At 69.9% G+C, this 22,621-nt stretch carries 25 protein-coding genes; 15 read left to right on the top strand and 10 right to left on the bottom strand.

Annotation, left to right across the window (positions count from 1 at the left end):
* Positions 1 to 5: 5 nt before the first annotated feature.
* Positions 6 to 1,046 carry an ornithine cyclodeaminase gene (locus tag ASD35_RS04460; RefSeq protein ID WP_235538240.1) on the bottom strand — a complete coding sequence of 347 codons (1,041 nt, stop codon included), beginning with the start codon at positions 1,044 to 1,046 and terminating at the stop codon, positions 6 to 8.
* Between the two features lie 118 nt (positions 1,047 to 1,164).
* On the opposite strand from ASD35_RS04460, the gene ASD35_RS04455 reads away from it, so the two are divergent.
* The 3 genes from ASD35_RS04455 (at position 1,165) to ASD35_RS04445 (ending at position 3,315) form a co-directional block, all read left to right on the top strand.
* Entirely contained in the window at positions 1,165 to 1,590 is a 426-nt protein-coding gene (locus tag ASD35_RS04455; protein WP_056873691.1) for an Lrp/AsnC family transcriptional regulator, read from the top strand.
* 182 nt (positions 1,591 to 1,772) lie between these two features.
* Complete coding sequence (locus tag ASD35_RS04450) at positions 1,773 to 2,678, top strand: patatin-like phospholipase family protein (protein ID WP_157275373.1); 906 nt, start codon at positions 1,773 to 1,775, stop codon at positions 2,676 to 2,678.
* Between the two features lie 7 nt (positions 2,679 to 2,685).
* A complete protein-coding gene (locus ASD35_RS04445) occupies positions 2,686 to 3,315 on the top strand; it encodes an LON peptidase substrate-binding domain-containing protein (protein ID WP_056873689.1) in 630 nt (209 codons plus the stop codon).
* A gap of 21 nt (positions 3,316 to 3,336) precedes the next feature.
* On the opposite strand, the gene ASD35_RS04440 is transcribed toward ASD35_RS04445, so the two are convergent.
* The 3 genes from ASD35_RS04440 to ASD35_RS04430 all read right to left on the bottom strand — a co-directional run bounded on the left by ASD35_RS04440 (position 3,337) and on the right by ASD35_RS04430 (position 5,770).
* Entirely contained in the window at positions 3,337 to 4,161 is an 825-nt protein-coding gene (locus ASD35_RS04440) for an alpha/beta hydrolase (RefSeq protein ID WP_056873688.1), read from the bottom strand.
* Positions 4,158 to 5,081 carry a YihY/virulence factor BrkB family protein gene (locus ASD35_RS04435; protein WP_082579913.1) on the bottom strand — a complete coding sequence of 308 codons (924 nt, stop codon included), beginning with the start codon at positions 5,079 to 5,081 and terminating at the stop codon, positions 4,158 to 4,160. Before ASD35_RS04435 ends, ASD35_RS04440 begins: the two co-directional genes overlap by 4 nt.
* A gap of 134 nt (positions 5,082 to 5,215) precedes the next feature.
* Positions 5,216 to 5,770: a phasin family protein gene (locus tag ASD35_RS04430; RefSeq protein ID WP_056873687.1), complete on the bottom strand. Its 555-nt coding sequence runs from the start codon at positions 5,768 to 5,770 to the stop codon at positions 5,216 to 5,218.
* Between the two features lie 166 nt (positions 5,771 to 5,936).
* On the opposite strand from ASD35_RS04430, the gene ASD35_RS04425 reads away from it, so the two are divergent.
* Positions 5,937 to 6,872 carry a histone deacetylase gene (locus ASD35_RS04425; protein WP_056873686.1) on the top strand — a complete coding sequence of 312 codons (936 nt, stop codon included), beginning with the start codon at positions 5,937 to 5,939 and terminating at the stop codon, positions 6,870 to 6,872.
* Here ASD35_RS04425 and ASD35_RS28370 read toward each other — a convergent pair.
* Together ASD35_RS28370 and ASD35_RS04415 are read right to left on the bottom strand one after the other, a co-directional pair.
* Positions 6,850 to 8,385: a methyl-accepting chemotaxis protein gene (locus ASD35_RS28370; protein ID WP_082580030.1), complete on the bottom strand. Its 1,536-nt coding sequence runs from the start codon at positions 8,383 to 8,385 to the stop codon at positions 6,850 to 6,852. The two genes, ASD35_RS04425 and ASD35_RS28370, sit on opposite strands and share 23 nt — an antisense overlap.
* A 73-nt stretch (positions 8,386 to 8,458) precedes the next feature.
* Positions 8,459 to 8,920, bottom strand: coding sequence for a cache domain-containing protein (locus ASD35_RS04415; protein WP_056873685.1), 462 nt, complete (start codon positions 8,918 to 8,920; stop codon positions 8,459 to 8,461).
* Between the two features lie 152 nt (positions 8,921 to 9,072).
* Here ASD35_RS04415 and ASD35_RS04410 point away from each other — a divergent pair, with 152 nt between their 5' ends.
* From ASD35_RS04410 to ASD35_RS04370, 9 genes are all read left to right on the top strand, one after another.
* Positions 9,073 to 9,513 (top strand): thioesterase family protein, encoded by a 441-nt coding sequence (locus ASD35_RS04410; RefSeq protein WP_056873684.1) that lies wholly within the window; start codon positions 9,073 to 9,075, stop codon positions 9,511 to 9,513.
* A complete protein-coding gene (locus tag ASD35_RS04405; RefSeq protein ID WP_056873683.1) occupies positions 9,510 to 10,223 on the top strand; it encodes a nitroreductase in 714 nt (237 codons plus the stop codon). Before ASD35_RS04410 ends, ASD35_RS04405 begins: the two co-directional genes overlap by 4 nt.
* The gene (locus tag ASD35_RS04400; protein WP_056873682.1) at positions 10,223 to 11,563 is read left to right on the top strand and encodes a sodium:proton antiporter; all 1,341 of its coding nucleotides are present in this window, start codon (positions 10,223 to 10,225) and stop codon (positions 11,561 to 11,563) included. Before ASD35_RS04405 ends, ASD35_RS04400 begins: the two co-directional genes overlap by 1 nt.
* Positions 11,560 to 12,549, top strand: a complete 990-nt coding sequence (locus tag ASD35_RS04395) for a D-glycerate dehydrogenase (protein WP_235538239.1) — start codon at positions 11,560 to 11,562, stop codon at positions 12,547 to 12,549. Before ASD35_RS04400 ends, ASD35_RS04395 begins: the two co-directional genes overlap by 4 nt.
* The gene (locus tag ASD35_RS04390) at positions 12,546 to 13,340 is read left to right on the top strand and encodes a hypothetical protein (RefSeq protein WP_056873680.1); all 795 of its coding nucleotides are present in this window, start codon (positions 12,546 to 12,548) and stop codon (positions 13,338 to 13,340) included. The genes ASD35_RS04395 and ASD35_RS04390 overlap by 4 nt, the downstream gene beginning before the upstream one ends.
* Positions 13,341 to 13,452: 112 nt before the next feature.
* Positions 13,453 to 14,730, top strand: coding sequence for a sensor histidine kinase (locus tag ASD35_RS04385; protein ID WP_162254422.1), 1,278 nt, complete (start codon positions 13,453 to 13,455; stop codon positions 14,728 to 14,730).
* Complete coding sequence (locus ASD35_RS04380; RefSeq protein ID WP_056873678.1) at positions 14,727 to 15,440, top strand: LytTR family DNA-binding domain-containing protein; 714 nt, start codon at positions 14,727 to 14,729, stop codon at positions 15,438 to 15,440. Before ASD35_RS04385 ends, ASD35_RS04380 begins: the two co-directional genes overlap by 4 nt.
* A 53-nt stretch (positions 15,441 to 15,493) precedes the next feature.
* Positions 15,494 to 16,870, top strand: a complete 1,377-nt coding sequence (locus ASD35_RS04375) for a DNA recombination protein RmuC (RefSeq protein WP_056873677.1) — start codon at positions 15,494 to 15,496, stop codon at positions 16,868 to 16,870.
* Positions 16,867 to 18,048: an MFS transporter gene (locus tag ASD35_RS04370; RefSeq protein ID WP_082579911.1), complete on the top strand. Its 1,182-nt coding sequence runs from the start codon at positions 16,867 to 16,869 to the stop codon at positions 18,046 to 18,048. The genes ASD35_RS04375 and ASD35_RS04370 overlap by 4 nt, the downstream gene beginning before the upstream one ends.
* A 7-nt stretch (positions 18,049 to 18,055) precedes the next feature.
* On the opposite strand, the gene ASD35_RS04365 is transcribed toward ASD35_RS04370, so the two are convergent.
* From ASD35_RS04365 to ASD35_RS04350, 4 genes are read right to left on the bottom strand one after another with little or no spacing between them, the layout of a single operon-like run.
* Complete coding sequence (locus tag ASD35_RS04365; RefSeq protein ID WP_056873676.1) at positions 18,056 to 18,820, bottom strand: LytTR family DNA-binding domain-containing protein; 765 nt, start codon at positions 18,818 to 18,820, stop codon at positions 18,056 to 18,058.
* On the bottom strand, positions 18,817 to 19,833 hold the full coding sequence (locus ASD35_RS04360; protein ID WP_056873675.1) for a sensor histidine kinase: 1,017 nt from the start codon (positions 19,831 to 19,833) through the stop codon (positions 18,817 to 18,819). The genes ASD35_RS04365 and ASD35_RS04360 overlap by 4 nt, the downstream gene beginning before the upstream one ends.
* Before the next feature lie 8 nt (positions 19,834 to 19,841).
* Positions 19,842 to 20,531, bottom strand: coding sequence for a hypothetical protein (locus tag ASD35_RS04355; protein WP_056873674.1), 690 nt, complete (start codon positions 20,529 to 20,531; stop codon positions 19,842 to 19,844).
* 48 nt (positions 20,532 to 20,579) lie between these two features.
* On the bottom strand, positions 20,580 to 21,245 hold the full coding sequence (locus ASD35_RS04350) for a hypothetical protein (protein ID WP_157275372.1): 666 nt from the start codon (positions 21,243 to 21,245) through the stop codon (positions 20,580 to 20,582).
* 302 nt (positions 21,246 to 21,547) lie between these two features.
* On the opposite strand from ASD35_RS04350, the gene ASD35_RS28295 reads away from it, so the two are divergent.
* Complete coding sequence (locus tag ASD35_RS28295) at positions 21,548 to 21,682, top strand: hypothetical protein (protein WP_255354493.1); 135 nt, start codon at positions 21,548 to 21,550, stop codon at positions 21,680 to 21,682.
* A gap of 77 nt (positions 21,683 to 21,759) precedes the next feature.
* The gene (locus ASD35_RS04345; protein ID WP_162254421.1) at positions 21,760 to 22,545 is read left to right on the top strand and encodes a HAMP domain-containing sensor histidine kinase; all 786 of its coding nucleotides are present in this window, start codon (positions 21,760 to 21,762) and stop codon (positions 22,543 to 22,545) included.
* Positions 22,546 to 22,621 lie beyond the last annotated feature (76 nt).

The following is a 22,621-nucleotide window of genomic DNA, read 5'->3' as shown; positions in this document are numbered from 1 at the left end:
CAGCCTCAGGCCACCTGAAGTTGGTGGCTCAGGTGCAGTTCGCCGAACAAGTCCTTGGGGTCGGCCATGCGCGGGATCAGGTCCAGCGGCGAGCCCAGCCCCAGCTGCTGGCTCAGGTCGGCCAGCAAGCGCAGCGCGGAGAAGTCCTCCAATGCGAAGCCGACCGAGTCGAACACCGTGACCTGCTCGCGGGACTCGCGGCCAGGCGCTTGGCCGGCCAGCATGCGCCAGAACTCGGTGACGGGGAAGTCGGCCGGCATCTGTTGCACGTCGCCTTCGATGCGGCTCTGCGGCTCGTACTCGACGACGACGCGGGCCTGGGCCAGCACGTCGCGGTGCAGCTCGGTCTTGCCGGGGCAGTCGCCGCCCACGCCATTGATGTGCTGGCCCGGCTCGATCATGTCGGGCGTGAGGATGGTCGCGTTGGTCTTGTCGGCCGTCACGGTGGTGATGATGTCGGCGCCCTTCACGGCCTCGGCGGTGGACGCGCAGACGGTCAGCGTCAGGCCCGGCGTGTCTTTGAGGTGGGCCACCAGCTTGGCCGTCGCGGCGCGGTCGATGTCGTACAGGCGCAGCTCGCGGATGCCTAGCAGGTGATGGAAGGCCAGGGCCTGGAACTCGCTCTGCGCGCCGTTGCCGATCAAGGCCATCACGCGGCTGTCCGGGCGGGCCAGGCGCTTGGCGACCATGACGGAGGTGGCGGCGGTGCGCATCGCGGTGGTCAGCGTCAGCTCGGAGAGCAGCGCGGGGGCGCCGGTGGCCACGTCGGCCAGCACGCCGAAAGCCATGACGGTGGGCAGGCCGTGGCGGAAGTTTCTAGGGTGGCCGTTGACGTACTTGAAGCTGTAGAGGCTGGCGTCGGCGATGGGCATCAGCTCGATCACGCCGTCCGGCGAATGGGCCGCGACGCGGGGCGTCTTGTCGAACTCGGCCCAGCGCAGGTAGTCGGCTTCGAGATAGGCGACGAGGCGGCGTAGTAAATCGGGAAGTCCCACGCGCTGCACGAGGCGGGCGACGTCCTGGGTGGTCAGCAGGGTGGTGGTCATGTCGGTCTCCTGGGGTTGGGCCATTCTTGCGAGCCGGCTTGCAAAACAGAAGATCAACTCCTGACCAGAAATGCACGGCCATTTGACAAAATGGCAATGGAAATTGACGATCTGCTCAATGGATGCCCTGGATCAACAACTTCTCGCGCTGTTGCGCGCCAACGCCCGGGCCAGCGTCGCGACGCTGGCCGCCAAGCTCCAGGTCTCGCGCGGCACCGTCACCAACCGCATCGCCAGGCTCGAGGACAGCGGCGTCATCACCGGCTACACGGTGCGGCTGCGGCCCGACTCGATGCCGGACCAGATCACCGCCTGGATGAGCATCACCGTCGAAGGCAACCGCACGCGCGAGGTCGTGGCCATGCTGCTGGGCGAGCCCGGCATCACCGGCCTGTTCGACACCAATGGCCGCTGGGACCTGCTGGCCGAGATCCGCAGTTCCAGCCTGCAGGAGCTGGCCGACGTGCTGGAGCGGGTGCGCCTCATCAAGGGCATCGCCGGCACCGAGACCAGCATCCACTTGCAGAGCTACAAACTCGGCTGAAAGTGTGGGAGTCCCTCGTCCAGTCTCGCTCGCTGGACGCGGGCGAGCCCAGCCGGTCCCCCGCGGGGACGGCGATGCCCTCGGCATTGAGCCGCGATCACATCGCCGAAGGCAGGCCGGCTTGGGAGCGGCCCGGCGCTCGGCCCGCAAGATGTATGCGCGCTGCTGAGATGATGCGCGCTATGTTCCGCCGCCTCGCTTCCCTTGCTCTCGTGCTGGCCCTGTCGGCCTGTGCCTTCGGCCCGACGCAGCCACCTGCGCCGATCGTCGTGCCGACGCCTGACCCCATCGCCGTCGTCAAGCCCCCGCCCAAGCCGCCGCGCATCGGGCTGGCGCTGGGCGGCGGCGCGGCGCGGGGCTTTGCGCACATCGGCGTCATCCAGGTGCTGGAGGAGAACGGCATCAAGGTCGACCTCGTCGCCGGCACCTCGGCCGGCAGCCTGGTCGCTGCGCTCTATGCCTCGGGCAAGGGCGGCAAGGAGATGCAGACGCTGGCCGAAGGCATGGACGAAGGCGGCATCACCGACTGGTCGTTCCCGCTGCGCGGGCTGATCCGCGGCGAGGCGCTGGCGCGCTTCATCCGCGACAAGACCGGCGGCAAGGGCATCGAGCAGATGGCGCTGCCGCTGGGCATCGTCGCCACGGACCTGTCGGACGGCTCGGCCATCCTGTTCCGCAGCGGCGACACCGGCACGGCGGTGCGTGCCTCCAGCGCCGTGCCCGCCGTGTTCCAGCCGGTGCGCATCGGCCAGCGCGAATACGTCGACGGCGGCCTGGTGTCGCCGGTGCCGGTGCGCTTCGCGCGCGAGATGGGCGCGCAGCTGGTCATCGCGGTCGACATCACCTCGCCGCCCGAGAAGGACCCGCCGGGCGACGCATTCCGCATGCTGATGCAGACCTTTGCCATTATGGGCCGCAGCATCAACACCTTCGAGCTGCGCGAGGCCGATGCGGTCATCCGCCCGCGGCTGGACGGCGTCAGCAGCGCCGACTTCACTGCCCGCCGCCGCGCCATCCAGGCCGGCCGCGACGCCGCGCAGGCCATGCTGCCGCTGCTGCGCCAGCGCGTCGCCGAGAAGACCAGGTAGCCTCGGCATGGAAACCGAGATCCCGCTCTTCCCGCTGAGCTCGGTGCTCTTCCCCGGCGGCCGCCTGCCGCTGCGGATCTTCGAGCCGCGCTACCTCGACATGGTGCAGCGCTGCCTTGCGCAGGGCCAGGCCTTCGGCGTCGTGGCGCTGACCGAGGGCCAGGAGGTGCGGCAGCGCGAGGGCGAGGGCTTCCTGCGCGAGGCCTTCCACGACATCGGCACGCTCGCCCGCATCGAGCATTTCGAGCAGGACCAGCCCGGCCTGATCCACCTCCGAGCGCGCGGCACGCAGCGCTTCAGGCTGCAGTCCTCGCGCTGCCTGAGCCACGGCCTGTGGGTCGGCAAGCTGGAACTGCTGCCCGACGACCCGGCCGGCGTGCCGGTGCCAGAGGACCTGGAGCTGGCCGCTGATGAGCTGCAAGACCTGCTGGCGGGCTGGCGCGAACGCGCGCCGGCGGACGACCTGCCCGTACAGCCGCCCTATCAATGGGACGACGCCGGCTGGCTGGCCAACCGCTGGGCCGAGCTGCTGCCCATGCCGCTTGACGACCGCCAGCGGCTGATGGAGATGGACAACCCGCTGCTGCGGCTGGAACTGGTGGTCGACCGGCTGGACGAGATCATCTCGGCGCGTTAGCCGATGCCGCCTTGCAGCGGGTCAGCGGTTCAACCAGTCCGTCAGCACGCCGAGGACGTTGGCCTTCTCGGGCTCGTTGAAGATCTCGTGATACAGCCCCGGCCAGGGCCGGGTCGCGACGACGTTTGCTGGCGCCGCAGCCGCGAAGGCCTCGCTGCCACGCGGCGCGACGCAGCGGTCATCGGCGGCCCACATCAGCAGGGTGCGCAGCCGCCAGCGCGGCGCATCGGCGATGACACGCTCGCCCGCATCGACGATGAAGCGCGTCAACCGAGCCGTGATGCGGTCGTGCACCAGCGGGTCGCTGGCATACGCGCTGACGACGGCAGGGTCGCGGCTGATCCACTCGGGCTTGAGGCCGTTGCCCACGGCCAGACCCGGCGCCAGCTTCTCGGCGACGGCCAGCGCCAGCGTCTGCAGGCCCGACAGGCCGGGGTTGAATGCAGGCGATGACAGCACCAGGCCGTCCAGCGGCCGGCTCCAGGCAGCCGGGCGGGCGGACAGCGCCTCCGCGGCGAAGCGCCCCGCAATGACGCCGCCCAGGCTGTGGCCCAGCAGCACGAAGGGGCCGCCGGGCCGCCGCACGGCGTCGATGACGCGGGCGGTGTCGCGCAGCAGCGCGCCGTGGTCAGGGATGTCGCCGCGCGGGCCTTCGCTGCGGCCATGGCCGCGGTGGTCCCAGCCGTGCACGTCCCAGCCCTTGGCGTTCAGCGCGGCGGCGACATGGGCATAGCGCTCGCTGTGCTCGCCCAGGCCGTGCACGATGAGGAGCTGGCCGCGCCCGGCCGCGGTGGCGGGCCAGTGGCGCGTGTGGAGCTGGAGGCCGTCGTCGGTGGTCGTCATCATCGCGTCGGGTGGGCGTATTCGGGCTGCAAGTGTGCCCGAGCCGCCGAGGCCGTCGGCTCTCGGCGGGACCCCAGCACGCGCGCATAGGCCCAGGTGAATTCCGCGCCGATCAGCAGGATCTGCGCGGAGAAATAGACCCACACCAGCAGCGCCACGACCGACGCCGCCGCACCGAAGCCCGAGGCCACGCCGCTGCCCTGCAGGTAAGCGCCGATGACGCGCCGGCCGAGTTCGAACAGCCCGGCGGTGACGAGGGCGCCCAGCAGCACGTCCCGCCAGGCGATGCGGGCGCGCGGCATCCACTTGAAGATCAGCGCGAACACGGCGACGACCAGGCCCTGGCTGATGACCGTGTTGGCGACGGCCGCGACATAGAGCCAGTCGCCGAACCAGGGCTTCCACCAGATCTCGGCGGCCGACAGCACGGCGCCAAGCAGCAGCGACACGAGCAGCAGGAAGCTCAGACCCAGGATGAGGCCGAAGCTCAGCAGCCGCGCGCGCAGCCAGGCCCACCAGCCCTGCACCGGCCGGGCCGGCACCTGCCAGATGGTGTCCAGCGCGTCCTGGAGTTCGGCGAACACGGTGGTGGCGCCGATCAACATCAGCGCCAGGCCGACCAGCGTGCTGAGCCAGCCGCCCGCCGGCCAGGCGACGCTCCTGAGCATCTGCTCGATGGTGGTGGCGGCCGTGGCGCCGAGCAGGGCTTGCAACTGCTCGACCAACTCGCCGCGCACCGCGTCGCCGCCCCACACCAGGCCGGCCACCGAGACCACGATCAGCAGCAGCGGCGCCAACGAGAACAGCGTGTAGTAGGCGAGCGCCGCGCCCATGCGCGGGCCGCGGTTGTCGATGAAGCCATCGGCCGTCAACTTCAGCACCCGGCCCAGCGGGGCAAGGGCTGTGAGAACGCGGTCTAGCATGCGGCGAGTCTGGCCGCGGGCGCGGCGTGCCGCTGTAGGACGGGAACGCAGCGGCTCGCTCGCCGGCCCTGGCGGCGCCCATGAAAAAAGGCCCGGTGCGGTGCACCGGGCCTTGTTCAGCGGGGATCCGAGGATCAGGCCGCGCGCTTGCCGGCGCGGGTCGCCGTCTGCGAGGCCTTGACGGCCTGCGTGGTGGCAGCCTGGAAGTTGGCTTCGGCCACTTCGACGGCTTGCTTGGTGGCCTTCTGCACCGACTCGAACGCGTTGTTCGCGGTGGCGACGGCGGACTTCACCAGCGCGACGGCGTTCTCGGTGCCGGCCGGGGCGTTCTTGGCGGCGTTGTCCACCAGGGCCGAGAACTTCTGCTGCGCGTCGGCGAACTGGCTTTCAGCGGCCTTGGCCACTTCGGCGCCGGTGCTGGAGGCGATGTCGTAGAGGTGGCGGCTGTAGGAAGCGGCCTTCTCGGCGGTCGGCTGCAGCAGCGCGGCTTGCAGGGCCAGCAGTTCCTGGGCGTCCTTGACGGACAGCGCGGCGGCGGTCGTGTCAGCGGCTTCGCTCAGCGCCGTCTTGGCGACTTGCAGGTTCAGCTCGACGAGCTTTTCAACGCCTTCAAACGCCTTGTTCGTCAGGCCGAAGAGGGTTTCGAGGTTGGCCTTGTGGGCGGCGAGGACTTGTTCAGCGGTCAGCATAGGTAGGACTCCGATTGATGGTTGAACCGTTTGCTGTGCTTCTTTTGCTGCACTGCAACATGACCTGAATGATAGGGGCTTACCCAGGGATTGCAAGAGCTTTTTGTGCAGCGCAGCAAAACTAGGGGGTATCGGGATGTGACAGGCGGGCGGATATCGTCGTGCCATGCTCGCCTTTCATTCCGACGCCCACAGCCTGGCGCTGCCGCCGGGGCACCGTTTCCCGCAGTCCAAGTACCGGCTGCTGCGCGAGCACTTCGAGCGCGAGCCGGGGCTGCTCAGGATGGCAGCGGCGCCCGCCGCGACCGAGGGCGAGCTGGCGCTGGCGCACACGCCGGACTATGTCGACGCCGTTACCCATGGCCATCTCGGCGCCGCCCAGCAGCGCGAGATCGGCTTCCCGTGGAGCCCGTCGATGGCAGCCCGCTCCAGGCACTCCGTTGGCGCCAGCATCGCCGCCGCCCGCGCCGCGCTGCAGGAAGGCGTGGCCGCCAACATGGCCGGCGGCACCCACCACGCCTATGCCGACAAGGGCTCGGGCTATTGCGTCTTCAACGACGTGGCCGTGGCCGCACGGCTGATGCAGGCCGAATGGGCCAGGACCCGCCGCAGCCTGCTGCGCATCCTCGTCATCGACCTCGACGTGCACCAGGGCAACGGCACGGCGGCCATCTTCCGTGACGACGACACGGTGTTCACCTTCTCCATGCATGGCGCACGCAACTTCCCGTTCCGCAAGGAGGCGAGCGACCTGGACGTGGAACTGCCCGACGGCTGCGGCGATGCCGACTATCTGGCTGCGCTGGACCGGGCGCTGGCCGAAGTCTGGCAGCGCTGCGAGCCAGGCCTGGCCTTCTACCTGGCGGGGGCCGACCCGCACGAGGCCGACCGCCTCGGGCGGCTGAAGCTCACTTACGACGGCCTGGCCGAGCGCGACCGCCGCGTGCTGGCGGCACTGCGCGAGCACCGCGTTCCCGTCGCGCTCAGCATGGCCGGCGGCTATGGCCACGACCTGGCGACGACGGTCGCCGTGCAGGTCAACACGCTGAACCTGGCCGCCGAAAGCTGGGCGAGCTGGGTCAGCGAACGCGGAACTGGCTGACGACCTGGGCCAGGCGCTGGGCCTGTTCGCGCAGCGACTCGGCCGCCGCGGCGCTTTCCTCGACGAGGGCGGCGTTCTGCTGCGTCATGTCGTCGACCTGGGTCACCGCCTGGGTGACCTCGTCGATGCCGCGGCTCTGAGCTGCGGCGCTGGTGCTGATCTCGCCCATGATGTCGGTCACGCGCTGCACGGCGCCGACGATCTCGCCCATGGTCGAGCCGGCATCGCGCACGAGGCGGGTGCCGGATTCGACGCGCTCGACGCTGGCGCCGATCAGCGTCTTGATCTCCTTGGCCGCCGCCGCGCTGCGCCCGGCGAGGCTGCGCACCTCGCCGGCCACGACCGCGAAGCCGCGGCCCTGCTCACCGGCGCGCGCCGCCTCGACCGCGGCGTTGAGCGCCAGGATGTTGGTCTGGAAGGCGATGTCGTCGATGACGCCGATGATGTCGGCGATGCGCTTGCTGGAGGCCGCGATGTCGGTCATCGTGTCCACCACCTGCTGCACCACGCTGCCGCCGCGGTGGGCCACGGTGGCCGCATTGCTGGCGAGTTGGTTTGCCGTCTGCGCGTTGTCGGCGCTCTGGCGCACGGTGCCGGTCAGCTGCCCCATCGACGAGCTGGTGATCTCCAGGCTGGAGGCCGTCTGCTCCGTGCGGGTGCTCAGGTCCTGGTTGCCCGAGGCGATCTCGGCCGACGCGGTGCGGATGGAGTCGGCCACCAGCATGACGTCGCCGACCGACTGGCCGAGCTGCTCGCACATCTGGTTGAGCGAGCGCATCAGGCCGGCCAGCTCGTCTTCGCCCCGCGGCGCGGCGCGCTGCGTCAAGTCGCCCGCGGCCACCGATTCGGCCAGCGACAGCGAGGCGTTCACGTCCGCGGTGATCTTGCGCTGGTTGACCAGCAGCATGCCCATGCCAGCGCCGGCAGCCAGCAGCGAGACCAGGGCAATGATCCAGGCACGTCGGCGCGCCTCGGCCTGCTGCGCCGCCGCGGCGGCCTGCTGCTCGCCGCCCATGCCTTGCACGACCTTGCCGATCAGCGCCGCCAACTCCTTGTAGCGCGCCTCGGCGTCCTGCATCGCGGCGACGCCGGTGTTGGGGTCCACCGAGGCCAGGTCGATGGCGCCGTCGGCCTTGTTGAGGTAGGCCTGCAGCAAGGGCAGGGCGGATTTGACGAGAGCCTCGGTGCCGGCCGGCGTGCCGGGCATGTCGGACAGCGTGCCCAGCGTGCGCGACAGGCCGTCGACCTGGGCCTTCAACTGGCCGCGCAGCGACTTGACCTTGGCCTCATCCAGCGAGGCGATCAGCGCGATGGTGCGAAAGACGCCGCCGTGCATCTCGCCCACCTGGGTCTGCACCGACACCATGGTCATGAAGACTTCGTTGCGCTGCTGGTCGGCCTCGTTGGCCTTGACGACCTCGCGCAGCGACAGCATGTTGCCGCCCAGCCCGATCGCCAGGACGACCGCCAGCGCCGCCATCGGCGGCAACAGCATCTTCGCGGCCAGCTTCATGGTCGCACTCCGGAAGAGGCCGCTGGCGAAGCCAGTCGGCGGCATGGAAGGTGGCCCGTCATCCGCCGGATGACTACTTGTAGATGCCGCCGCAGACGAGCGTGTCGTCCAGCCGCTCGCAGTACATCTGCTTGGGTTCGATCTTCTTCGTTGCCGGGTTGGTGAACTTGTAGTCCTGCCAGAAGCCGTTGGGCTTGGTCTTGCCCAGCTCGACGCGCTCGCGCACGAAGGCCTTGCCATCGATGTCCTTCAGGTCGATCAGGTCGCGGCCGACCTGCTTCTCGTTGGCGCCATGGGCCAGGCATTTGCCGTCCATGCCGTAGACGACGAGGTAGAGGTCGCTCTTGACGAACATCGGGTTCTTGGCCGTGATCTCGGCATAGGCCTTGTCGCGGCCGTTGGCCTTGATGTAGGCCACGCCCTTCTTGACGGTCGCGACCGCGTCTTCCTTGGTCGCGTTGTCGGCCAGCGCAAGCGGCGTGCCGACGAGGGCGGCCAGGGCGATGGCAAGACCTGCCACTGGGAATCGGTTCATGCGAATGCTCCTTGGGGACGTTGGGAAACAAGCCTCAGACGAAACTCAAGGCCGCGGGGCAGTTTTCTCCGGAATCTCTGATTGGGCAAGTGCATATGCCGCATTCGCCTCGTAAAGCCGGGGGGCGCCGGGGCGCATGGAAGAATGGCCGCATGACGACCCGCCCCCAGCCCGATACCCGCGAAGCCTACGCCCGCTTCGTGCCGCTGACCACCCGGTGGATGGACAACGATGCATACGGGCACCTGAACAACGTCGTCTACTACAGCCTCTTCGACACCGCCGTGAACAGCCTGCTGATCGAGGCCGGCGCGCTGGACATCCACGGCGGCGAAGTCATCGGCCTGGTCGTGGAGACCCACTGCAACTTCTTCGAGTCGCTGGCCTTCCCGCAGCGCATCGAGGCCGGCGTGCGCGTCGCACAACAGGGCCGCTCCAGCGTGCGCTACGAGATCGGCCTGTTCGCCGAAGGCGCCGCCGGCTGCGCGGCGCGAGGTCATTTCGTGCATGTCTACGTCGACCGGCACAGCCGCCGCCCGGTGGCGGAGCTGCCGTCCGCCTACCTCCAAGCCCTGAAGGGCCTCACGCCATGAGCCGTTTCGACATGCCCACACTCGAGCAGACCGCCGCCGTCGACGCCGCCATCAAGACCCGGCACTCGCTGCGCGCCTTCCTGCCCACGCCCGTGCCGCGCCAGACCATTGAGGACATCCTCGAAGTCGCCTCCCACGCGCCGTCGGGCACCAACACCCAGCCCTGGCAGGTCCATGTGCTGACCGGTGCCGCGCTCCAGCGCATCGGCGGGCGCATCCAGGCCGCCTACCTCGACCCCGAGCAGAACGCCGCCCACAAGGAGGAGTACGCCTACTACCCCACCGAATGGCGCAGCCCCTACATCGACCGCCGCCGCAAGGTCGGCTGGGACCTGTACGGCCTGCTGGGCATCGCCAAGACCGACAAGGCGCGCATGCAGCACCAGCATGGGCGCAACTTCATCTTTTTCGACGCGCCGGTGGGGATGTTCTTCACCATCGACCGCGTCATGCAGCAGGGCTCCTGGCTGGATTACGGCATGTTCCTGCAGAACATCATGGTCGCCGCCCGCGCGCGCGGCCTGCACACCTGCCCGCAGGCCGCGTTCACGCAGTTCCACCGGCTGATCGCCGATGAGCTGCAGCTGGCGCCCGAGCAGATGCTGGTGTGCGGCATGTCGCTGGGTTACGCCGACCCGGCGGCGGTCGAGAACAGCCTCGTCACCGAGCGTGCGCCCGTGGCCGAGTTCACCCGCTTCCTGGAGGACTGATGGCGCTGCAGGGGTCTGCATTGGACCTGGCCTGGGCGGCGCCGTTCGCCGGGCTGCTGCTGTCCATCGCCGTAATGCCGCTGGCGGCACCGGCCTTCTGGCACCACCATTTCGGCAAGATCGCCGCGGCCTGGACGGTGGCGTTGCTGGTGCCTTTCACGCTGGCCTTCGGCGCCGGGGAGACCGGCCACATGCTGGTGCACACGCTGGTCGAGGAATACCTGCCGTTCACCATCCTGCTCGGCGCGCTGTACACGACCGCCGGCGGCATCTTCATCCGCGGCAACCTGCACGGCAGCCCGGCGCTGAACGCCGGCCTGATGCTGCTGGGCGCGGCGCTGGCCAGCCTCATGGGCACGACCGGCGCGTCCATGCTGCTGATCCGCCCGCTGATCCGCGCCAACGACAACCGCCGCCACAACGCGCACGTCGTCGTCTTCTTCATCTTCATCGTCAGCAACGTCGGCGGGTCGCTGACGCCGCTGGGCGACCCGCCACTGTTCCTCGGCTTCCTGCAAGGCGTCAGCTTCTTCTGGACGGCCGGCCAGCTGTGGGGCGAGACGCTGTTCCTGATCGCCGCACTGCTGGCGGTCTTCTGGGTCGTCGACAGCTGGCTGTATCGCAAGGAAGGCATCACGCCCGCCGACCCGACGCCCGACGCGCCGCGGCTGGGCCTGGAGGGCGCCATCAACCTGCTGCCGCTGGCGGTGGCCATCGGCCTGGTGCTGATGAGCGGCACCTGGAAGCCCGGCATCGTCTTCGACCTCTGGGGCACGCCGCTGCCGCTGCAGGCCCTGGTGCGCGACATCGGCCTCGTCGGCGTGACCGCCGCCTCGCTGTGGCTCACGCCGGCCGGCGTGCGCGAGAAGAACCAGTTCTCCTGGGCGCCGATGCAGGAGGTCGCCAAGCTCTTCATCGCCATCTTCCTGACGATGGTGCCCGTCATCGCGATGCTCAAGGCCGGCCCGGCCGGCGTGTTCGCGCCGGTGGCGGCCCTGCTCACCGGCCCGGACGGGCAGCCGTCGCCGGCGGCCTACTTCTGGCTGACGGGCGGCCTGTCGGCGGTGCTCGACAACGCGCCCACCTACCTTGCCTTCTTCAACCTCGCCGGCGGCAACGCGCAGCAGCTGATGGGCGAGGGCGCCCTGGTGCTGGCGGCCATCTCCGGCGGCAGTGTCTTCATGGGCGCGATGACCTATATCGGCAACGCGCCCAACTTCATGGTCAAGGCGATTGCCGAGGAGCGCGGCGTGAAGATGCCCAGCTTCGGTGGCTACCTGCTGTGGTCGTCCGCGGTGATGCTGCCGCTTTTGCTGTTGGTGACGTGGATATGGATGTGACGAAAAGACCCAAGGTTCTCGTGGCGCGCCGCGTGCCGGCGGCGGTGATCGACAAGCTCTCGCGGCATTTCGAGCTGGACACCGTGCCGGGCGACACCGTGCTGACGCCCGACGAACTGCGCGCCCGCCTACAGGGCAAGGCCGGCGCCTACATCACCGGCACCGTGCGCATCACCGGCGAACTGCTCGATGCCTGCCCCGAGCTGCGTGTCATCTCCACGATGAGCGTGGGCTACAACCACATCGACCTGCCCGCCTGCACCGCGCGCCGCGTGCTTGTCACCAACACGCCTGACGTGCTGACCGAGACGACGGCGGACTTCGGCTTCGCGCTGCTGATGGCCACCGCGCGGCGCATGAGTGAAGGCGAACGCCTACTGCGCGACGGTCGCTGGGAGAGCTGGTCCTGGGACTTCCTGGCCGGCGCTGACGTGCACGGCACGACGCTCGGCATCCTCGGCATGGGCCGCATCGGCCAAGCCATCGCGCGCCGCGGCCACTCCGGCTTCGGCATGAAGGTGATCTATCACAACCGCTCGCGGCTGCCGGCCGAGACCGAGAGCCAGCTGGCTGCGCGCTACCTGTCCAAGGACGAACTGCTGCGCGAGGCCGACCACCTCATCCTCGTGCTGCCGTACTCGGCCGCCTCGCACCACTGCATCGGCGCCGCCGAGATCGCGCTGATGAAGCCGACCGCGACGCTGGTCAACATCGCCCGCGGCGGCATCGTCGACGAGGACGCACTGGCCGCGGCGCTGCGCGAGCACCGCATCGCCGCCGCGGGCCTGGACGTCTTCGAAGGCGAGCCGCGCGTCAACCCGGCGCTGCTGCCGCTGCCCAACGTCGTGCTGACGCCGCACATCGCCAGCGCCACCATGCCGACCCGCCTGGCCATGGCCGACCTGGCCGCCGATAACCTCGTTGCTGCACTGACCGGCGCGACGCCCCCGACCCCGCTGAACCCGGAAATCCTGCCCCTGCAATGAAGCCCCTGCTGTACGTCCTGGCCCTGCTGCCCGCCCTGGCCCTCGGCCAGTCCGTCAAGAACAAGCCGCCGCCGCCGCCCGCGCCGACGCCCGCCGCGGAGGACAAGACGCCCCGCGACCCCAACAAGTTCGCGGCCCTGTCCCTGCTCGGTGACAGCGTGCAGCTCATCCACCTGACGCCGGCGCGCGGCGACACACCGCAAAGCGGCGAGTGGACCGCCACGCCGGCCGGCGGGCTGGACAACGCGGTGCTGCAGGCGCTCAACGAGGCCGTCAAGGCAGGCGGCGACAAGCGCGAGGTCAAGCTCTACACCTCATCCACGCGCAGCCTTTTCGGAGACCCGGCCAACCTCTTCGTCGACGGCCGGCTGGCGCTGCCCGGCAAGCTCGGCGACGCGGTGCGCCAGAGCGGTGCAGCCAAGCTGCTGCTCGTCACGCGCAGCCGCCAGGAGCCGGCCTTGGCTAACGCGCTGCCCGCGCGCATCCTCACCACGCTGGAAGGCCCGGGCTTCGTGCTCGACCAGCGCCCCAGCGCGCAGATCGGCTTCGACGGCCAGCAGGGCCAGCCGGTGTTCGCGCCCTATGTGTCCATCCGCGTGGCGCTGATCGACCTGAGCGACCTCAAGCTCCGGCGCGAGCAGTCCCTCGCTGTCGCCAGCCGCCTGCCCGTGGCCGCCGAGGCCGGCGCCAACCCCTGGGCCGCGACGACCGCCGAACAGCGCGTCAAGGCGCTGGAGGCCTTGATCGAAGCCGAACTGCCCAAGGCGGTGGCGGGGCTGGTCGCTCCCTGAGCGGCGTTCGTCGCAGAGGGGCTTCATTCGTCACGCCAGTGCAGCGGCAGCGCGGTCGAACCGGGATGCTGCGTCCCAGTGAGCCGCAATGGGCGGCTGCGCTGCTGGAGAAATGACTGTGCAGGACGCAATAAGCAGCCAGGGGCCTGATCGAAGCCATGAACAGGCTCGCCGCCGTAACCCGGGCTGGTTCCTGGTTCCGATCTTCGTGGTGCTGGCGCTGGCCAACGCCCTGTTGGGGAGGATCGATCCGCGCTGGAGCGAAGCGGGCCTGTTCTTTTTGGCGGCGTTCGCCGCGTATGCGTCGACTGCCTTCAACTGGACCAATGCCAATGCGTCGTTGTTCGTCGCCTACCGACGGCCGAGCAACCTGATCGCGCTGTTGGTCGTGTACGCCGGTGCGTTGCTGGCTGGCTTGTGGCCGCTGGGCCAGCCTGGACTGGCCCCCGGCAAGCCGAATTTCCAACTGATGGCCGTATTTGTCGTGTCGGCCACCTTGCCTATCGAGGCTGCGAGCTGGTGGCTTGCGCGAACTGAGGGCGACAGGCCGAGCGTTCGGCGGGCGCTGGCCCAGTGGCTGCCCGCACTTCTGGTGGCGGAGATGGCATGTGGAGTCGTGTTGTGGGCGCTCGAACATCGTCATCCGGGCCTGCTGCGTCCACTGCACTTTGCCGTTGCCCTGGGCGCAGGTCCGTTGTATCTGCTGTCCCTGGTGCACCGTCATCGCACGACGCTGAAATGGCAATCGCGCGTAGAGCAGGCCGACCAGCGCGCCGAAACCTCCGACATGGCCCGGTGCCTGGCCGAAGCCCGGCTGGCCGTGCTGCAGGCTCAGATCGAGCCGCACTTCCTGTTCAACACCCTGGCCACGGTGCAGTACCTGCTGAAGAGCGACCCGGCAGCGGCGGACTTCCTGCTCAACCAGCTGACCCGCTACCTGCGGCTGGCCATGCCGTCGATGCGGCAGTTCTCGTCCACGCTGGGCCGCGAGTTCGAGCTGACCGATGCCTACCTGCAGATCGCTCGGCTGCGCATGGGCGGTCGGCTGGATGTGGATGTCGACCTGCCGCAGGCGCTGGCGGACATCGAGTTCCCGCCGCTGGTGGTGCAGACGCTGGTGGAGAACGCCATCAAGCATGGCGTGGAACCCAAGCCCGGGCCGGTGCGCATCCGCGTGTTCGCGCGGCAGGTGGGTGCTGAGCTGCACGTCAGCGTGCAGGACAACGGCGTGGGCCTGGGCGGCGCGGCGACGCAGGGCGGCGGCACGGGCCTGCACAACATCCGTGAGCGCCTGCAGGGCATCCATGGCGGGCGCGCACGGCTGTCCGTCTCACCAATGACGGACGGCGGCGTGCTCGCCAGCGTGGTCGTGCCGCTGGAGAAGCCATGACCGACGACGGCGCCCCGACCGCCATCCTGGCCGACGACGAGCCCTTCATGCGTGCGGCGTTGCGCGAGCGCCTGACGCAGCTGTGGCCGGAGCTGCGGCTGCTGCAGGAATGCGCGGACGGCATCCAGGCGCTGCAGGCCATCCAGCGGCTGCGGCCGCAGCTGGCCTTCCTGGACATCCGCATGCCGGGCTTGACCGGCCTGCAGGTGGCCGACGCGCTGCAGGGTGTCAACACACGCGTCGTCTTCGTGACGGCCTATGACGCGCATGCGGTGGAGGCCTTCGAGGCGCAGGCGGTGGACTATGTGCTCAAGCCCGTCGAGCTGCCACGGCTGGCCAAGACGGTGGCGCGGCTGCGCGAGGCGCTGACCTCTTCACCCACGAGCCCGGGCGACGACTGGCTGCAGGTGGCCGTGGGCAGCCAGGTGCGGTTGCTGCACGTGGACGACGTGCAGTACTTCGAGTCCGACAGCAAGTACACGCGCGTCGTGGCCGCGGACTGCGACGGGCTGGTCCGTCTGTCACTGAAGGAGTTGCTGGAGCGGCTGGGCCCGGCGCGCTTCATGCAGGTCCACCGCAGCGTGGTGGTCAACCGTCGCCATGTGCACGGCGTGCACCGTGCGGGCGAATCGCTGGCGTTGGAGATCAAGGGGCGGCCTGAGCGATTGAAGGTGTCGACGCCGTATCACCACCTGTTCAAGGCGCTCTGAATCAGTGGCGCAGTGGCGGCGCGGGGATTGCTGCCGCGGCGACAATCGTCCGCATGAGCCTGTTCGACGTGTTGCTGCTGGGCCTGCTGGCCCTGATCCTTGTCCTGCTGTTGCTGATCTGGGCTCGCCAAAAGGCAGCGCACCGCGTGCCGCCGGAGCTGTTGCAGAGCAACGAGCGCATGGAGCGCGAACTCCGCGATGAACTGGGCCGCAGCGGCAGTTCCACCCGGCAGGAATTGCTGCAGGGCCTGGCTCAGTTCCAGCAGGTGCTGACGCAGGGACTGCAGGGCAGCAACCAGTCCCTCGCGCAGCAGGCGCTGGCCGCGCGTGAGGCCCAGGACGCCGCCGCGCTGCGCAGCATGCAGGCGCAGGCCGAGTCCATGCAGCGCCTGGCCGACGGCATGCGCGAGCAGCTGCAGGCCATGTCCACCAGCAACGAGCACCGCCTGGCCGAGCTGCGCCTGACGGTGGAGCAGCGCCTCACCAGCATCCAGCATGACAACGAGAAGAAGCTGGAGCAGATGCGCGCCACCGTCGACGAGAAGCTGCACGCGACGCTGGAGCAGCGCCTGGGCGAGAGCTTCAAGCAGGTGGCCGAGCGGCTGGAGCAGGTGCACAAGGGCCTGGGCGAGATGCAGAACCTGGCGCGTGACGTCGGCTCGCTGAACCGCGTGCTGACCAACGTGAAGACGCGCGGCGTGTTCGGCGAGGTGCAGCTGGCGGGCCTGCTGGAGCAGGTCTTCACGCCCGAGCAGTACGCCTGCAACGTGGCGACGCTGCCGGGCTCCAACGAGCGCGTGGAGTTCGCGATCTCGCTGCCTGGCCAGCGCGACGACGGCAAGCCGCTGTGGCTGCCCATCGACGCCAAGTTCCCGCGCGAGGACTACGAGCGCCTGCTCGACGCCCAGGAGCGCGCCGACGCGCCCGCGGCCGACGCGGCGGGCAAGGCCATCGAGGCGCGCCTGCGGCTGGAGGCACGGTCCATCCGCGACAAGTACATCGCCCCGCCGCACACCACCGACTTCGGCATCCTCTTCGTGCCGACCGAGGGCCTCTATGCGGAGGCGCTGCGCCGCCCCGGCCTGCTGGAGGGCCTGCAGCGTGAGTTCAAGGTCATGCTGTGCGGGCCAACCACGCTGCTGGCGACCTTGACCAGCCTGCAGATGGGTTTTCGCACGCTGGCGCTGGAGAAGCGCAGCGCCGAGGTCTGGGAGGTGCTGGGCGCCGTCAAGACCGAGTTCGGCAAGTTCGGCGACGTGCTGGCCAAGGCCAAGAAGAAGCTCGAGGAAGCCGGCAACACGCTGGACGCCGCCGAGGTGCGCACACGCGCGATGACGCGCAAGCTCAAGGGCGTCGAGGCGCTGCCGGACGATGCCGCGCAGCGCATGCTGCAGCTGGGCCTGGCCGAGAGCGTCGAGGACAGCGAGTGAGCGACGCGGCGCCAGGCCAGAGCAAGAGCCTGCGCCATGTCTTCCCGTGGCTGATCGCCACGATGATCTGCGTGCACGCCTGCATGGCGGTCACCCGCGTCACCGCCAGCCTGTGGGTGCTGGACCGCGGTTATGGCGAGGCCTCGGTGGGGTTGCTGCTCAGCCTGTTCGCCGTGGCGCCCATTGCGCTGTCACTGTGGGCCGGCCGGCTGGCGGACCGGCATGGCTTTCACCGCCCGGTCGGCGTCGGCGTGCTGATGGCCGGCATCGGCGCGCTGCTGGCCTTGAGCGTGCAGCAGCTGTGGGCCATCGCCACCGGCTGCCTGCTGTGCGGCGGCGCGGTCGCGGTGGCGGCGGTGGCACTGCAGCGCGAGGCCGGGCTGATGGCCGACGAGCCGGGCGAGCTCAAGCGCATCTTCAGCTGGATGGCGCTCGGGCCGGCCATGTCCAACGCGCTCGCGCCCATCCTGGCCGGCCTGCTGATCGACTACGTCAGCATGACGGCCGCCTTCGCGTTGGCCGCCGGGTTGCCCCTGCTGGCCTGGGCGCTGGCGCAGAAGGTGCCGCGCCATCCGCCGGCCGTCTTCACCAAGAGCTTCCGCGAGCCGGCGGCCTGGCGGCTGTTCCGCCTGCCGGCGTTCCGGCGCCTCATCCTGGTCAACCTGGTGATGTCGGCCTGCTGGGACGCACACAGCTTCGTCGTGCCCGTCGTGGGCCATTCGCGCGGACTGTCGGCGGCCAGCATCGGGCTGGTGCTGGGCTGCTTCGCGGCGGCTGCCACCGTGGTGCGCCTGGCCATCGTGCGCTTCGCGGACGACATCGACGAGGTCAAGGCACTGCGCTCGGCCATGCTGCTGGCCATGCTCACTTTCATCGCCTACGCCTGGCTGCCGGGCACCGCAGGGCTGATGTGCGGCTCGGCGCTGCTCGGCATCGCGCTCGGCTCGGTGCAGCCCATGGTCATGGCGATGCTGCACCGCGTGACGCCGTCCGAGCGCCACGGCCAGGCGCTGGGCCTGCGCATGCTGACGGTCAACAGCGCCACGGTCGCCATGCCGGCCGGCTTCGGCATGCTGGCCGCTGCCACCGCGCTGGCCGCGCCGATGTGGCTGATGGCCGCAGCGCTGCTGGTGGCGCAGTGGCCGGCCCAGAGGCTGCGCGGCGACAAGACGGGCTGAGCGCCCGTCACATCGGCTTGAAGCGCGGCTGGAAGCTCTGGCTCACCGGCAGCCGTGTGCGGCCGTCCTTGAGCAGCACGTCCATGCCGCCCAGGCTGCGCTCCACGCGCGCCACCTGCGCCAGGTTGACGACGACCGCGCGATGGATCTGCCAGAACTGCTCGGCGTCGAGCTGGGCGAGCAGTTCGCGCAGCGACAGGCGCAGCAGGAACTCGCCCTCGGCCGTGACGGCGCAGGTGTACTTGTTGTCGCTGCGGAAGTGGCTCACGTCGGCCACCATCACCAGGTGCAGCCGCTCGCCCTGCGAGGCCTGCAGCCAGCGCAGCGGCGCGGCCGGGGCCGCTGGGGCGGCCGGCAGCTCGGGCGGCGCCCATTGCTGCAGCCAGCGCGCCAGCTCGACCGGGGGCAGCTGCAGGCGCTGCTGCAGCCGCTGCACCGTCTCGCGCAGGCGTTCCGTGGCAAGGGGCTTGAGCAGGTAGTCCACCGCGCCCTGGTCGAAGGCGGTCAGCGCATGCGCGTCGTAGGCGGTGACGAAGACCACGTGGCAGAGGCCCTTGATGCGCCGCGCCAGCTGCAGCCCGTCCAGCCCGGGCAGGCGGATGTCGACGAAGACGATGTCGGGCCGCAGCTCCAGCACGAGAGCCAAACCGTGGTCGCCGTCCTCGGCCTCGCCGAGGACTCGCAGCTGCGGCCACAGCTCGGCCAGGCCTTCGCGCAGGCGCTGGCGCGGCAGGGTTTCGTCTTCGATCAGCAGGGCGGTGGGGTGCTTCATTCGTTCCGTTTTTCTTCCCAAGGCAGTTCGATGCGCGCGCAGACGCCGCCGGCGGCGGGCTGCTGGATGCTCAGGCGTGCCGATCCGCAGTACAGGCCGGCCAGTCGGTCACGCAGGTTGGCCAGGCCAAGGCCTTGGTCTGGAGTGGGCGATGCCGGGGCCGCCTGCAGGCCGACGCCGTCGTCGCGCACCTCGAGCACGAAGCGTTCGCCCTCGCGGCGCGCGTCCAGGTCGATGCGCCCGCCCTGCGGCTTGGGCTCGATGCCATGTCGCACCGCGTTCTCCACCAGCGTCAGCAGCATCAGCGGCGGCAGCGGGTGGTCATTGCAGCCGGGCTGGGCGTGCAGGTCGAAGCGCAGGCGCTCGCCCAGCCGCGTGGCCATGACCGTGAGGTAGGCGCGCGCCAGTTCGAACTCGCGGTCCAGCGTGCTCATGGGCTCGCGCAGCGAGGGCAGGGCCAGCCGCAGGTAGTCATGCAGCGCGCCGAGAAAGCGCTCGGCCGTGGCCGGTTGGCTGCGGATCAGCTGCTGCAGGCTGGCCAGCGCGTTGAACAGGAAGTGCGGCTCCACCTGCGCCTGCAGCGCCTTCAGTTCGGTCAGGCTGACCTGGCGCGACAGCTCGGCCATGGCGGCCGTGTGCTCGGCGCGGGCCAGCCGCAGCGCAATGGCCTGCTCCTCGCGCCAGCGCCACCAGCGCAGCGGCAGATGCATCAGCAGCGCGAAGGCGAAGGCCGGCAGCCAGGGCCGCCACAGCGACAGCGGGCTCTGCCAATGCACCAGGTCGATGGCCGGCAGCAGCAGCGTCCCCGCCGCCGCGCCCAGCGCCGCGGCCAGCGGCACGGCCAGCGGCCACCAGCGCCAGTTGAGCGTGAACCACGCGGCGCTGTAGGCCAGCCAGAGCTGTGCGGCCGGGGCCAGCCAGCGGGCATGGGGCCAGACCCAGTGCAACAGGGCCAACGTCGCCCAGAACAGCAAGGCGGGTAGGAGGGCGCGGTGCAGCGGCGGGCGCGGCATGGCCGGGCTCAATCCAGCGCCGCGTTCAGCAGCGGCGAGGGTGGTTTCTTCGCCATCTGCGCCATGTGTTCAGCATCGGCGCGCCGCGCCGATTGCAGGTCGACGCCTATCGTCGTGGGGGTTGTCGGTACCTCGGCGCCGACGACCTGGAACTGAAGGTTCCGCGCCCAGACCTGGCCCTCCCCGACCAGGGCGAGGCCGAGGATTGTTTGCGCCGCGTCGGCTGGCACGTCGAACACGACACTGACCTCATGCCAGTCCCCGTCGGGCGCGACGGCGGTGCCAGCGGGCAGCAGCGCCTCGGCACCCGGCCCGGCTGCCACGATCCGGTCCAGCTGGCCCCAGGCGCCCCGGCCGAGAAAGAGTCCGGCCCATCCCTTCACGGCGTCGGCCCGCAGCTGGCCGCTCAAGCGCAGCCGTTGGCCCGCGTAGCCGGACAGGAGTTGGTGCGCCGCGCCCATGTCAACGACCCAGGGCTTCGTGGGCGTCACGAAGCGGACCGTCAGACTGGGGCTGCCGGCTGCGTCGCTGGCGGGATCGATGCCGATTTCGTAGCCCTTCGAGGCCGACAGCGTGGCTTCGGAAAAGAGGAAAGTGTTGTGCTCGAGCCAGCCTGAGGGCAGGCGCAGCGGGGTGGTGGCGCTGACGCTGAGCACGAGGGCGGCCAGCGGTGCGAGGAGGAGGGTGCGGTAGTCCATATGGGCTTGCCTTGAAGGGGGTTCTGATGCAAGGGCGGCTCGGCCGCCTTACTGCAACGACAGGTTTTGCGGTGGCGTGGGGTTCCGGTTGCGCATCTGCCACTCGTTCCACTCCCTGTCGGCTTTGATGACCGCAGCGGCCTCGGCGCCGAAGCGGTGCGAAGTGACCGGCACCTCGGGCCCGACGGTCTCCAGCTTGAAGCCGCGTGCCCAGACCTGGCCGTTGCCGATCAGGGCCAGGCCGACAGTGGCCATGCCGTTGCCTGCTGCGGGGATGTCAGCCACGACGCTCACTTCGCACCAGTCGGGGCAGCCGGCGGCGCCGCGCGGGGCCGTGGCGTCGGCCGCGGCCTCCGGAGAACTTGGCAGGAGAAAGAGCGGCATGCCGTCCGCGGCGACGGCGATCCCGGCCCAGCCGTCCACGCCGGTCGCCTTCACCTGTGCGGAAAAGCGTATGCGCTGATTGGCATAGCCCCAGAGCGGCTGGCTGATGCTGCCGATCTCATCGGCCTTGCGCTCGCCGAGCGCCTTGATGGTGAGGGCGCGCTGGCCGCTGTTCTCCGTCTCGGCGGCGACGCCCGCCTCATGCGTGTTGCCCGGCCAGGGGTGGCTGGCGCCCGCTATCCAGCCTGCAGGCTGGCGCAGCGCGTCGCCACCACTGGCGGTGAGGGCCAAGGCCGCCAGCGGGATGCTCAAAAGGGCTCGGTAGTCCATGCTTCGTCCTTGCTGCGTGGTCGGGATGGCCGCAATGTGACCCGCGGTCGCCCGCGCCGCCCGGCCGATGCGACCAGCCAGGCCCGGCGCCGACGGGGCAGGGCACGGCGCGACCAGCAGGCTCGTCCATGGCCGGGGCGCCATTCTGCGTGACCAGACGCGCCCGATCGGCGGGCGGCCAGGTACCGGCAGGCGCCGGGCTTGCTGCGTGCGCCAACGCACGGTTGCGGCGCGAGGGAACGTCTAAAAGAGCTTGTGCGACGCGCTTTGCTTGCACGCGGTCCGAATCAACGAAAGCACTCATGTCCAAAGGTCAACGTGGCAACAAGGAACTGAAGAAGCCCAAGAAGGCGCCTGCGCCGGCAGCGCCGGAGCTGCCCGCCACGGGGGCTGCGAAGGCCGCCGTCGTGGTCTCGGTCGCGCCGCGCGCCAAGTAGCCAATCGCCGGCGGCTGCACCGCCGGTGTCGTCTTCAGCAAACCCGGAGCCTTCCGTCGATGCATCAAGGTTCCATCATGGATTCGCAATTCGCCGTGCCCGGCGCGCCGACCGCCGAGCTGTGGCGGCAGGCCGTGCACGACCTGCGCGGCAGGCTCGCCGTGGTCACGTTGGTGACGGCGCAGTTGCACAAGCCGGTCACCGAGGCCCGCCGGCTGGAGCTGCTGGGTGTGCTGGATCGCAACGTCGCCGGCCTGCGGGCGCTGTTGAATGTCGCGGCCGATCAGGCACGGCTCAGTGCCGGGCATGAAGCCGTGGTTCTCTGCCGCATCGACATGGCCACGGCGCTGCGCGACATGTGTGACAGCCTGCGCATCATGGCCAGTTCGCGGGGGCTGCGGCTGCGTATCAGCGGCCCGGCGAGCCTGATGGCCGAGAGCGACCCGTTGATGCTCGGGCGCATCACGCAGAACCTCATGCTCAACGCCATTCAGTACACACGCGGTGCCGACGTGATGCTGTCGTACGGGCTGTGTGATGCCGACGCCGGCCGCTGGTATATCGAGGTCGTGGACGCCGGCGGTGACCCGGGCACGGACAGCGCCCTCGCATCCCTTTGCGGACCCGGCATGGCGGTGGCGGCGCCGACGCCGGGCGAAGGCATCGGCTTGTCCATCGTCCGGCGGCTCTGCCAGCAACTGGGCGGCACGATGCGGATCGAAAGCACCGCGGGCAGCGGCAGGATCACCCGCATCGATCTGCCGGTGCGCCACGGTGTCGGGCTGGAGTTCCCGCGGCTTGCCTCAGCGGCCGGCCGCGTCATCTCAAGCCCTTGCTTGCACGCGCCAACCGCACCGGCCTGACGCATCGACGCGGTCGACGGCGGCCGGACGTCGCCATAGGTCCTAAACTGCTCCGTCAATCCACCCTGACTGGAGC

This window comes from Pelomonas sp. Root1444 (assembly GCF_001426885.1).
In the GTDB taxonomy this organism is placed as follows: Bacteria; Pseudomonadota; Gammaproteobacteria; order Burkholderiales; family Burkholderiaceae_C; genus Pelomonas.
This window is presented reverse-complemented; position numbering and strand designations above follow the sequence as displayed.

What these genes read in the sequence shown, in the direction of transcription:
- ASD35_RS04405 (WP_056873683.1), top strand. Translation starts at nt 9,510, where the DNA reads ATGAGCCGTTTCGACATGCCCACACTCGAGCAGACCGCCGCCGTCGAC.
- ASD35_RS04430 (WP_056873687.1), bottom strand. Translation starts at nt 5,770, where the DNA reads ATGCTGACCGCTGAACAAGTCCTCGCCGCCCACAAGGCCAACCTCGAA.
- ASD35_RS04455 (WP_056873691.1), top strand. Translation starts at nt 1,165, where the DNA reads ATGGATGCCCTGGATCAACAACTTCTCGCGCTGTTGCGCGCCAACGCC.
- ASD35_RS04375 (WP_056873677.1), top strand. Translation starts at nt 15,494, where the DNA reads ATGAGCCTGTTCGACGTGTTGCTGCTGGGCCTGCTGGCCCTGATCCTT.
- ASD35_RS04345 (WP_162254421.1), top strand. Translation starts at nt 21,760, where the DNA reads ATGGATTCGCAATTCGCCGTGCCCGGCGCGCCGACCGCCGAGCTGTGG.
- ASD35_RS28370 (WP_082580030.1), bottom strand. Translation starts at nt 8,385, where the DNA reads ATGAAGCTGGCCGCGAAGATGCTGTTGCCGCCGATGGCGGCGCTGGCG.
- ASD35_RS04440 (WP_056873688.1), bottom strand. Translation starts at nt 4,161, where the DNA reads ATGATGACGACCACCGACGACGGCCTCCAGCTCCACACGCGCCACTGG.
- ASD35_RS04415 (WP_056873685.1), bottom strand. Translation starts at nt 8,920, where the DNA reads ATGAACCGATTCCCAGTGGCAGGTCTTGCCATCGCCCTGGCCGCCCTC.
- ASD35_RS04425 (WP_056873686.1), top strand. Translation starts at nt 5,937, where the DNA reads ATGCTCGCCTTTCATTCCGACGCCCACAGCCTGGCGCTGCCGCCGGGG.
- ASD35_RS04435 (WP_082579913.1), bottom strand. Translation starts at nt 5,081, where the DNA reads ATGCTAGACCGCGTTCTCACAGCCCTTGCCCCGCTGGGCCGGGTGCTG.
- ASD35_RS04450 (WP_157275373.1), top strand. Translation starts at nt 1,773, where the DNA reads ATGTTCCGCCGCCTCGCTTCCCTTGCTCTCGTGCTGGCCCTGTCGGCC.
- ASD35_RS04445 (WP_056873689.1), top strand. Translation starts at nt 2,686, where the DNA reads ATGGAAACCGAGATCCCGCTCTTCCCGCTGAGCTCGGTGCTCTTCCCC.
- ASD35_RS04355 (WP_056873674.1), bottom strand. Translation starts at nt 20,531, where the DNA reads ATGGACTACCGCACCCTCCTCCTCGCACCGCTGGCCGCCCTCGTGCTC.
- ASD35_RS04360 (WP_056873675.1), bottom strand. Translation starts at nt 19,833, where the DNA reads ATGCCGCGCCCGCCGCTGCACCGCGCCCTCCTACCCGCCTTGCTGTTC.
- ASD35_RS04380 (WP_056873678.1), top strand. Translation starts at nt 14,727, where the DNA reads ATGACCGACGACGGCGCCCCGACCGCCATCCTGGCCGACGACGAGCCC.
- ASD35_RS04385 (WP_162254422.1), top strand. Translation starts at nt 13,453, where the DNA reads ATGACTGTGCAGGACGCAATAAGCAGCCAGGGGCCTGATCGAAGCCAT.
- ASD35_RS04410 (WP_056873684.1), top strand. Translation starts at nt 9,073, where the DNA reads ATGACGACCCGCCCCCAGCCCGATACCCGCGAAGCCTACGCCCGCTTC.
- ASD35_RS04365 (WP_056873676.1), bottom strand. Translation starts at nt 18,820, where the DNA reads ATGAAGCACCCCACCGCCCTGCTGATCGAAGACGAAACCCTGCCGCGC.
- ASD35_RS04400 (WP_056873682.1), top strand. Translation starts at nt 10,223, where the DNA reads ATGGCGCTGCAGGGGTCTGCATTGGACCTGGCCTGGGCGGCGCCGTTC.
- ASD35_RS04460 (WP_235538240.1), bottom strand. Translation starts at nt 1,046, where the DNA reads ATGACCACCACCCTGCTGACCACCCAGGACGTCGCCCGCCTCGTGCAG.
- ASD35_RS28295 (WP_255354493.1), top strand. Translation starts at nt 21,548, where the DNA reads ATGTCCAAAGGTCAACGTGGCAACAAGGAACTGAAGAAGCCCAAGAAG.
- ASD35_RS04390 (WP_056873680.1), top strand. Translation starts at nt 12,546, where the DNA reads ATGAAGCCCCTGCTGTACGTCCTGGCCCTGCTGCCCGCCCTGGCCCTC.
- ASD35_RS04350 (WP_157275372.1), bottom strand. Translation starts at nt 21,245, where the DNA reads ATGGACTACCGAGCCCTTTTGAGCATCCCGCTGGCGGCCTTGGCCCTC.